The following is a 9360-nucleotide window of genomic DNA, read 5'->3' on the forward strand; positions in this document are numbered from 1 at the left end:
GTTCGCGCACAAGTTGGTATTTAATTGGCTATACTGGAGGCATGGGAAGCAAAGCAAACGAAATGACACCACTCGCAACACAGATCATGCGCGAGTGCATCAGACTCCAAAAAGCCAGCGGTATGACTGTCGCCGATTTCGCCAAGGCCTGCGGCTTCAGCCGCGACTACTGGTACAAGCACGCGAACCTCAGCCGACCGCTGAATATCGGAGATCTGGAACGCATCAGCCAAGTGACAGGAATCTCTCCTGGCGATATCGTGATGAACTCTCAGCGCCATGCGGTCGAAGCCACCGAGAGGAAAGCGCAGGCAGGCGGTTATGGTCTTGCCGCGTACAGGGAAGACGGCAAGCAGGAGGCTATTAATGGAGAGGCTGGGCCGGATTACGACGAGCCTGCCTGACCTGCCGATAGACCGCCGTATGACCTATGGCGCGATGCGCCGCGCGATCGTCGGCCTGCCCGTCACCATTTCAAGCGCCCTGCTGCCGAATGGATTGTGGGGCTGCTACGACAATGAAAACCGCGTCATACTGATTGATCGACGGCTCACGTACACGGCCAAAAGGTGCGTGCTCACGCATGAGCTGTTGCACTGGCGGCATGGCGACGCCGGTTGTTCGAACGATCGTTCGAAGCGGGAACGACGGACGAGATGGCAGACCGCGCGCCTGCTCATCGACCCGGCAGAACTAGCATTGGCGGAACGCATGTACGACGATGACCTATGGTCGATAGCCGATGAACTCAACGTGACCACGCAGGTGCTCACGGACTACCGAGCCACGCTCAACACATCGCCAAACAGAATCAAAGAAAGGTTTTTCAATGCGTAAGAAAATCATTGCCATCACAGCGGCGACGCTTCTCCTGGCGACGGCCTGTGGCTGCGGAAGCCAGCAGGAGCCGGCCCCCACGACGGCCAAGACGCCGGACGTCAGCGCACAGCAGGAGAAGCCACAACAACAGGCAGCCGAGAAGACGGCGCAGAGCTTTGTGGATGAGTTCAACGCGAACTCCTCGACACCGATAACCGACGTCGAGAAATTCACGCCGAGTGATGCGAACGGCCCCTATTATCGGACGGAGTATCGCACCGGCGCTTTCTCCGACGCGGACGCGCTCCACGGAAAGCTAGGTCAATTGTCGGTGGACGTATTGGTCTATGGCGCAGTGCTTGGATACGGGGAGAACGATATGATCCGCGTCTACGTCGATGGGCCGCATGATGAGATCGACGGCGTATTCCCCATCATGGCGAAGACGCTTGATCCGTCGCTCTCCGATCAGGACATCCAAAGTCAGCTGGCGAAGGAGTATCCGTCCAATGATCTTGTTTACGCCGAGACGCATAAGTTGATCGAGAGCGCTTATATCGATGGCGATCATGCGTTTCTTGATGCGAAAATCAACTAGCGGCACCTTATAAGAAGAATGTTAAAACTTGTAGAGTCTTATATATGTGTAATTGAGATTACATCATTCTTAGGGATTCTATTACTTCAAATTCTCTCCGTTGTGTAATTTGACTTCCCCGCTGGAATGTGCTTATAATTCCGGCAACAAAAGAAAAGGCCCTTGGGACTGTTCCAGAGTCCCAAGGGCAGACGGAAAACCAGCTAGATTCTCCATGCACCAGCATACTGCAAGGCGTGGAGGGAAAGACGTTGGAAGAGATGGGATACCAGAACGCGCAAGCCGTATACGACATCAGCCGCACCGGAAGACTGGCGAAAAAACGCGGAGAAAACCTCACCGTGTACGCCATGGCGCAACTTGTGCTCGGCTACATGGCGATCAACACCTACGACTGGGACCGCGAACACAACCAGCCACCGGAGAAACTGCGCAAGGTCAACGCGCCGTGCCGCTACTACACGCTCGGCTGGCGCGCAATAGCCGACGCATACGGCATGATTCTGCTCACCCCGGAACAAGCCATGAGTGATAATGCCGACGGGGAAATGGAGAAACGCGAGAACACCATCCGAAAGAACATCAGCAACGCATGGGTGTTCCTTCAGGAGCGTGGCGTGATCAAGAAGCTGGAACCCGCTTCGCTCGGCAAGAACGCGGGCTTCCTCCTGCTGCTTGGCGACGACGAGGAGAACCGGGCGGTGGAACGGTGGGCACGCCAATGCCTCGGACTACCAATGATCTGGTGAGCAGTGCCCATCCGTGCCCACATTTTGCCCACGTCCTTGCGGTAATTGCAGTGATTTGGAGTGAATTGCAGTGAATTGGGAAGTGGCGGGAACCGTTGGAAATAAAGGAAAAGCCGCCATTTCCGGCGGCTTTTGAATCGTGGAGTCGCGGGGAATCGAACCCCGGTCCGATGACCGAGCCCACAGTCTTCTACGTGCGTAGTCTGCTGGCCAAGTTGGCGGTTTTTCTGCCCCCATCGCTGTCGCAGACAACTGATGGCGAGCATATCCGCAGTAAAAGTCCTGATGGAGCCCTGAGGCTCAACTCCATCAGCAAGTCTTCTTAACGACGCTCAGCATCCTCCCAAAGACGAAGAGGAGTGAACGGAGCGGCTGCTCACTGGTTAATCCTGACTAAAAATCAGGCAGCGAGAGCGAACTCAGTGCGGTTAGATTTAGCACTTATTCTTTTGCCGGGGTCATCCACGAGCGGACCCGGCGTTCTCGGCACGCTTCCCTGCAGCGAACAGGTCACCGTCGAAACCGATCGACCCCAATCTTGAATTATCAAGCTTCCAGCCTTTCGGCCGGACGTTTCACCATACACCTGTATCTATGCATTTGCAAATCAGCTCACAGCAGACCACGAACAAGCCCGCTCACGTCAGTCAGCCCAAACGACCAGGAACATCACTTCATGATAGGTTTCAACGGCGCGGATACATCGACCTGATGACGGTCGCCAATCACATTGGAGTCATTGATAATCTTATCGACAACTGCCATTTTCAGCTTGAGCTGAGAGGAATTGCCCCACACAATCACACGGTCGCCGTCATTGAGTGTGGTGGTCACGGAATCCTGCGTTTCCGCAGTGACCTGGGTGATTGCCGAACGCATTGATTCCGGTAGCGCACCCAGAATGGTCAGGGCTTCCTTGATCGAACGATTCTTCAGGCTCTTATCGACATCCTTGACTTCAATAACGGGAATGCCGTCCACATTCGCGTCCGTCACCGAATTCAATACGCGAGCCTGTGAATCGACCGCAGTCAACGTATCCCCGTTTTTCAGCATGGCGGCGGGCCGTTGCGCTTTGACCTCAACGCTCATCGATTTCGGGAATTGCTTGGAGACGTTGGCCTCACTCACGCCGGGAATATCCCCGAGCTGTTTGGACACGTCGTTCGTGGATACCAAAAACAGCGATTTACCCGCCTGCTTATCGGCAATAGAGCGAATGGTCTGCTCACTGACCCATTCGTTGGCTCCAGATACGCTGATCGCACCCACTTCCAGGCGGAACACCGAAGAGAAGAACAGCAACCATACCAGCCCAATCAGCACCGCCACACTGGTTACCATGGCTACCACTCGCAGCGCGATGACGCGCATGCCCGCACGCTTGCGCTCCTTGGCTCGTTCGGTGAAATCCACCACTTTCGGACGGGAAATCACTCCCAGCGTACCGGTGGTCTGATGCAGCGTCTCAGCAACATAATCCTCACTATGCAGCTCGCGCGCGTCTACAAACGCACCTTCCCGCCCGATGGCACGCGTCACTTCCCGAGGCCGAGACTCGTCCACGATTTCCGGACGGGAGGCCACGGAACGGGCTTTACGCGACTTTCCAGCCTTGCCCGGACCTCGCTGGTGCGATTCCACCGAACGGGGTTTGCGACGCTCTCCTTTCGCGCCGCCAGAACTGACGGTACGACCTGCCATTACTCACAACTTTCGCGATGGGCCTCGAGCGCGGTGAGCAGCACCTGATCCATATCAGTGATGTCGCCGGCGCCCACGGTAAAGATCACATCCCCATGGTGGGCTCGCATGGCCATCATCCTGGCGGCAAGACCCATGTCTTCAACCGGTTGAATCCACTCGCCGGCAGCCGCATCCTTGATGCCAGCAGCAGCATCCACGATGGTGGCCGCGGTAATCTCCGGGAAGTCCTCCTGCTTTTCACGGGCAGGGAAAATGCCGGTGACGATGACATCATCGGCCTTGGCCAGCGCCTCGGCGAATTCGTGCGCAAAAAACTTGGTACGAGAGAACAGATGAGGCTGGAAAATCACGCGAACGGTCGACTGCGGATAACGGCGCCGTGCTGCATCCAGCAGAGCCGCGATCTCCGTAGGGTGGTGCGCGTAATCGTCCACCACCGTGACCTGCTTAACGGTTCCGTGCACCTGAAAACGGCGTGCAGCTCCCAGGAACGTACCGACAGCCTGTGCGGCGTCGGCGGGAGAGACTCCCAACAGCACAGCGGCGGTGATTGCCGCGGCGGCATTACGCGCATTATGGATGCCGGGAACCTTGAGTTCCACACGCTGGGCCACAGCATCTGCAGAGGTCACCGCGGCGGGAAGGTGCAAGGTAAGCCGTTCAACGCCGGTGCCGGCGGTCTCCTGTTCAGAGGAAATCCACACATGCGCGGCACCCCCTAAATCAGGCAGCTGCTCAATGGGCGTGGTGCCATAGACGACGGTATGGGCCTTGACGTCGGCAGGCAGCGCCTGGAACACGGCCAGCGCGTCCGGATCATCAGCGCAGATCACCACATGGCCGGTTGCATGGCCGGCATGATTCACGAATGCGGCACGGTAATGCGCTTCATCGCCGTAATGGTCAAGATGGTCGGCCTCGGCATTGGTAATGATGGCGATGGTGGGGTGGTATTTGGCGAAGCTGCCGTCGGACTCATCGGCCTCAGCCACCAACACGTCACCTTGACCGGCATGGCCACCGTCCAAGGTGGTACCGTCCGGCCCTTGGATGGAACCGCCGATGGCATAGCTGGGATCAGCTCCGGTATGCACCAAAATGTGCGCAAGCATAGAACTGGTAGTGGTTTTGCCGTGCGCACCGGCCACGGTCACGGCTCGCTTGCCGTTCATCAGTAAAGCGAGAATATCGCTGCGATGCACGATGTACAGGCCAGCCTCGTTCGCGGCAACGATTTCCGGATTGCTGGGCTTGATGGCACTGGAATAAACAACGGTCGAAGCCGAAGCCACATTTTCCGCCCGTTGCCCGAATTCAACGGTGATACCCAATGATTCCAGTCGGTCAGTTTTTGCACTGCGCTCACGGTCGGAGCCGTCCACCGACACGCCCTCGGCGTTCAGCATCTCGGCCAGGACGCTCATACCGGCACCCCCGATACCGATGAAATGCGTAGGGCCAAGATCTGCGGGACGGGCCGCAGCATCGAACGAAGCATGGGTAGGGTCAAGCACAATGGGCTGATTCTGGGACAATTGACGCTCCTTGAGGGATTTCCAGCACCTCTATTATGGCTGTACCCCGTGCCAACGCAACGAGGTATGGCCGATTCTGATCAAACGTGAATTTACCGGTTCCTATTGAGCAAGCTGCAGGACACGGCGCGCCATGATGCGCGCGGCATCACGTATGCCGTATTCCCATGCTTTGCGTCCAAATTCAGCAAGCATTTCGTGGTCGGCAAGCATGCCCGGCACATGATCATGCACCCATGCCGGCGTCAGGTCCTTATCCGCTACCAGCAGACCGCCACCAGCGTTCACCACCGGCTCCGCATTAAAGCGCTGTTCGCCGTTGCCAATGGGCAGAGGCACATAAATGGCCGGCAATCCCAGCGCCGCCAGCTCCGATACCGAACCGGCTCCAGCACGGCATATCACCAGATCGGCGCAGGCAAAGGCCAAGTCAATCCGCTCCAGATATTCAGCCACGTGATAATCGCCTTGACCTGCCGAATCGGGGCCGATTCCAGTAAGCACATCAGCCTTCACCGACTTGCTGACCATACTGCGCACCTCATCGCTTTTGCCACGTCCGGTCAGATGAATGATCTGAGCATGGGCCAGCAAATCAGCGGCGGACGAGGCAATGGCTCGATTCAGGCTCTGCGCGCCCAGGGAACCTCCGGTGACCACAACCACAGGACGGTTTGGATCGATGCCGAGCTCAGCGGCCGATTCCTTTCTCACACCCTCGCGGTCGACTTCCAGTCGCTGGGAAAGCGCGGCAATGGCCGGACGCAACGGCAGACCGACACGCTCGAGTGCAGCGCCTTTTCTGGGTTTCAGACCGGTTTCGTCATACACCGTACCGATGAAGTCGGCCCATCGCGCTCCCAACTTGTTGGCCATGCCGGCACGCGCATTTTGCTCGTGTATGGCGATGGGGATGTCCATCTTATGCGCCGTGGCATACACGGGGGCCGATGCATAACCGCCAAAGCCAGCGACCACGTCGGCATGCCTGCTCTCCAAAATGGTGCGCACTTTGGCCGTTTCGCGCTTCCACTTGGCCGGGAATTGCAGCAAATACGCATTGGGGCGGCGTGGGAACGGCACTTTCTCAATGGTGTCGAGTTCGTATCCCGCTTGAGGCACCAAATCTTTTTCCAGGCCGACCGCAGTGCCGATAACAGTGACCTGCGCCGCGGGTTCAAGTTCGCGAATCGCCCCGGCGACGGCGAGTAATGGATTGACGTGTCCAGCGGTTCCGCCGCCGGCAAGAACGATATGAGGTGCTCCTTGGGTCATGACTACCGAGTGTACTCTACACGCTCTGGCGAGACTGCTTAATCTGCGGTTGACATCGCATAAGTCCCACAACTAGTCCTGCGGCCGCCAAACACATCACCATTGAGGAGCCGCCTGCCGACACGAATGGCATAGGCACGCCAAGCACCGGGAACACTCCTACGACCACGCCGATATTGACCATGGCCTGTCCCACAATCCAGATGGTCACACACATCAGCACCATTGATACGTACCGATCAGCGACCTGCAGCGCAACGACGATCATGCACCATCCCAGAATCGCGAAGAACAGGAGCACTATGGCACATCCCACGAAGCCGGTTTCCTCTCCGATGATAGCGAAGATGAAATCGTTATGCGCCGCTGGAAGATAATTCCACTTCTCACGCGAATTGCCAATGCCCACACCAAGGAAGCCACCCGAAGCAATGGCGTACTTCGCATGCATGGACTGATAGCACACCGTCTGTGCGTCGGCCGCAGAACAATCCCCGTACGTGGCGAGAATACGCCGCATACGGTTCGGGCTGGAAATCGCCAGCACCGCCACCATCGCCGCCATCACCAGCACGCCTATGCCCATCCATTTGCCCGGAAAACCCGCAATCAGGAAAGCCACAATGCCGATGAAAATCAGAATCATGGCAGTGCCAAGATCCTTACCGCCAATAACGGTCAACAATCCGACCGCAGAAACGCCAAGAGGAACTGTATAGGCTTTCATGCCTTGTTTGCGATAGAGCTTTTTGGCGGCCCTCAGCGCGGTGGGAAGCCACACGCACAGCGCGAATTTCATGAACTCGGCCGGCTGTATGGTGGTGAATCCCAGATTCAACCATCCTCGGTTGCCGTACACGTCAATACCCAACGGTGTGAAGGTCAACGCCTGTACGAGTATCGAGCAGAGCATCAGCGGCAAACCGATGCGTTTCCAGAACCCGACCGGCATCACCATGGCAAAAAAACCCACAATCAGGCCAAGGATGCAGAACACTCCCTGATTGAGCAATTGAACAAATGGCGATTTGCCTTGCGCCGCCATGGTGACCGTGGAACTGGAGAACACCATAATCAGGCCAAAGCAGGTCAGTCCCACCACCGCCATGCGGAAACCGTTATAGCACCACAGCGGATTGAGCAGGCTTCGCCAGCCGGTGTAATCGGTAATGACCAGAGCCGGCTTATTTGCATTCCCGTGCGCTTTGCGAACCGAAGAATTATCGGAGACCATGCACCTCGCTCCATGCCTTGGCTGCGGCTGCAAAACGATTGCCTCGATCGGCATAAGACACGAATTGATCCATGGACGCGCACGCAGGCGCCATCAGCACCACGTCTCCGGCTGCCGCATAGTCTCCGCAGGCAGCCACCGCACGATCCATCACCGTATCGTTGTCCTGCGGATCGATGACGGTCACCGGAATGTCCGGTGCTTGGCTGCGGAAGGCTTCAATCATCGGCTGCTGATCTTTGCCGATAATGACGGCGGCCTTAATGGTATGAGCCTGATTGCTGACCAAATCCTCAAAACGGCTGCCCTTGGCCAAGCCTCCGGCAATCCAGACCACGGACTTGGCCGAGAAGCTGGACAACGAAGCGTTGGCGGCATGGCCATTGGTGGCCTTGGAATCGTCCACGAATCGAATAACGCCGCCGTTCACACGTGCTTCGGCCACGGTTTCGATACGATGCCCGCCCGGTTTGAATGTCTGCAACGCCTCAAGAGCGGTTTCCCGGTCGGCGCCAAGGCCCAAAACCAACACCAGCGCGGTCAGGGCGTCGGCAACCAGGTGTGGGTACAACGAGCCATCCGGCTCCATCAAATGGGTGAAATCGGCGATGGCGGCGAGCTTGATAGGCTCCCCCACTTTGCCGCCGGCAACGCCGCTGCGATCCACAATCCAGCCGTCCGCGATGCCAATCTGGCCGGCTTCAGGCTCGTTCAACGTAAATCCTACTTTGCGGCATCCTGCGGCAACGGGTGCGGCTTGAGCCAGTTCGCTAACTTTGGCGTCCTGCGCGTTATAGGCGATGACGCGCCGGGCGGCGCGGAATACCTTGGATTTATCGGCCGCGTAGTTCTCGCGCCCGCCATGCCAGTCAAGATGATCGTCGGCGATATTGGTGATGGCTGCACAGTCAAGTTCCAAGGAATCGGTGAAATGCAGCTGGAAGGAGCTCAACTCCACGCAGAGCACATCATGCTTGGGGTTGGTGGCGCAGCGGGACAGGCTCATGCTCATGTCTCCAGAGGCAATGTTGCCGGCGGTGGGTGCATCCAGACCACACGCGGTAAGCATCTCCGAGGTCATTTCGGTGGTGGAGGTCTTGCCGTTGGTTCCAGTGATGCCGATCCAAGGCGCAGGCTTGCCGGTCCTCGCATTATCCGCGCGCAGACACCACGCAAATTCCACCTCGCTCATCACGGGAATACCACGACGCTGCGCTTCGAGAATGAACGGAGTACGCGGATTGAACACCGGCGAGGCCATCACATAATCGACCTGATCCCAATCCACCTCGTCGAAGGAATGCAAATCAGCATCGCTTTTTCGTTCGTCTACACCAATGACATGGGCGCCGCGCTCCCGCAGCACCTCGGCCAACGAAGTGCCGGACACTCCCAGTCCGGCAATCACCACTGTCTTATCCGCTACTTGCATGATTCCTCCCA

General features: G+C 57.5%; 9 protein-coding genes and 1 other RNA gene. 4 read left to right on the forward strand and 6 right to left on the reverse strand.

From position 1 onward, the window contains the following. The first annotated feature begins 41 nt into the window (after positions 1-41). The 4 genes from BBBR_RS06645 (at position 42) to BBBR_RS06660 (ending at position 2166) form a co-directional block, all read left to right on the forward strand. Positions 42-404: a helix-turn-helix domain-containing protein gene (locus tag BBBR_RS06645; protein ID WP_003830469.1), complete on the forward strand. Its 363-nt coding sequence runs from the start codon at positions 42-44 to the stop codon at positions 402-404. After that, on the forward strand, positions 367-837 hold the full coding sequence (locus tag BBBR_RS06650; protein WP_225851438.1) for an ImmA/IrrE family metallo-endopeptidase: 471 nt from the start codon (positions 367-369) through the stop codon (positions 835-837). The genes BBBR_RS06645 and BBBR_RS06650 overlap by 38 nt, the downstream gene beginning before the upstream one ends. Next, positions 830-1417: a hypothetical protein gene (locus BBBR_RS06655; protein ID WP_003830466.1), complete on the forward strand. Its 588-nt coding sequence runs from the start codon at positions 830-832 to the stop codon at positions 1415-1417. Before BBBR_RS06650 ends, BBBR_RS06655 begins: the two co-directional genes overlap by 8 nt. A 236-nt stretch (positions 1418-1653) precedes the next feature. Next, on the forward strand, positions 1654-2166 hold the full coding sequence (locus tag BBBR_RS06660; protein ID WP_225851437.1) for a 6TM ABC transporter family protein: 513 nt from the start codon (positions 1654-1656) through the stop codon (positions 2164-2166). 137 nt (positions 2167-2303) lie between these two features. On the opposite strand, the gene ssrA is transcribed toward BBBR_RS06660, so the two are convergent. The 6 genes from ssrA to murD all read right to left on the reverse strand — a co-directional run bounded on the left by ssrA (position 2304) and on the right by murD (position 9349). Beyond that, positions 2304-2700: a transfer-messenger RNA gene (ssrA, locus tag BBBR_RS09935) on the reverse strand. A 135-nt stretch (positions 2701-2835) separates the two neighbouring features. Continuing rightward, on the reverse strand, positions 2836-3870 hold the full coding sequence (locus tag BBBR_RS06665; RefSeq protein ID WP_003830462.1) for a cell division protein FtsQ/DivIB: 1035 nt from the start codon (positions 3868-3870) through the stop codon (positions 2836-2838). After that, the gene (gene murC / locus BBBR_RS06670) at positions 3870-5408 is read right to left on the reverse strand and encodes a UDP-N-acetylmuramate--L-alanine ligase (protein ID WP_003830460.1); all 1539 of its coding nucleotides are present in this window, start codon (positions 5406-5408) and stop codon (positions 3870-3872) included. Before murC ends, BBBR_RS06665 begins: the two co-directional genes overlap by 1 nt. 102 nt (positions 5409-5510) lie before the next feature. Next, positions 5511-6683 (reverse strand): UDP-N-acetylglucosamine--N-acetylmuramyl-(pentapeptide) pyrophosphoryl-undecaprenol N-acetylglucosamine transferase, encoded by a 1173-nt coding sequence (locus tag BBBR_RS06675; RefSeq protein WP_003830459.1) that lies wholly within the window; start codon positions 6681-6683, stop codon positions 5511-5513. A 16-nt stretch (positions 6684-6699) separates the two neighbouring features. Next, the gene (gene ftsW, locus BBBR_RS06680) at positions 6700-7917 is read right to left on the reverse strand and encodes a putative lipid II flippase FtsW (protein ID WP_003830458.1); all 1218 of its coding nucleotides are present in this window, start codon (positions 7915-7917) and stop codon (positions 6700-6702) included. Then, entirely contained in the window at positions 7904-9349 is a 1446-nt protein-coding gene (gene murD, locus BBBR_RS06685) for a UDP-N-acetylmuramoyl-L-alanine--D-glutamate ligase (protein ID WP_003830457.1), read from the reverse strand. Before murD ends, ftsW begins: the two co-directional genes overlap by 14 nt. Positions 9350-9360: the final 11 nt, after the last annotated feature.

The organism is Bifidobacterium breve DSM 20213 = JCM 1192 (genome assembly GCF_001025175.1).
In the GTDB taxonomy this organism is placed as follows: Bacteria; Actinomycetota; Actinomycetes; order Actinomycetales; family Bifidobacteriaceae; genus Bifidobacterium; species Bifidobacterium breve.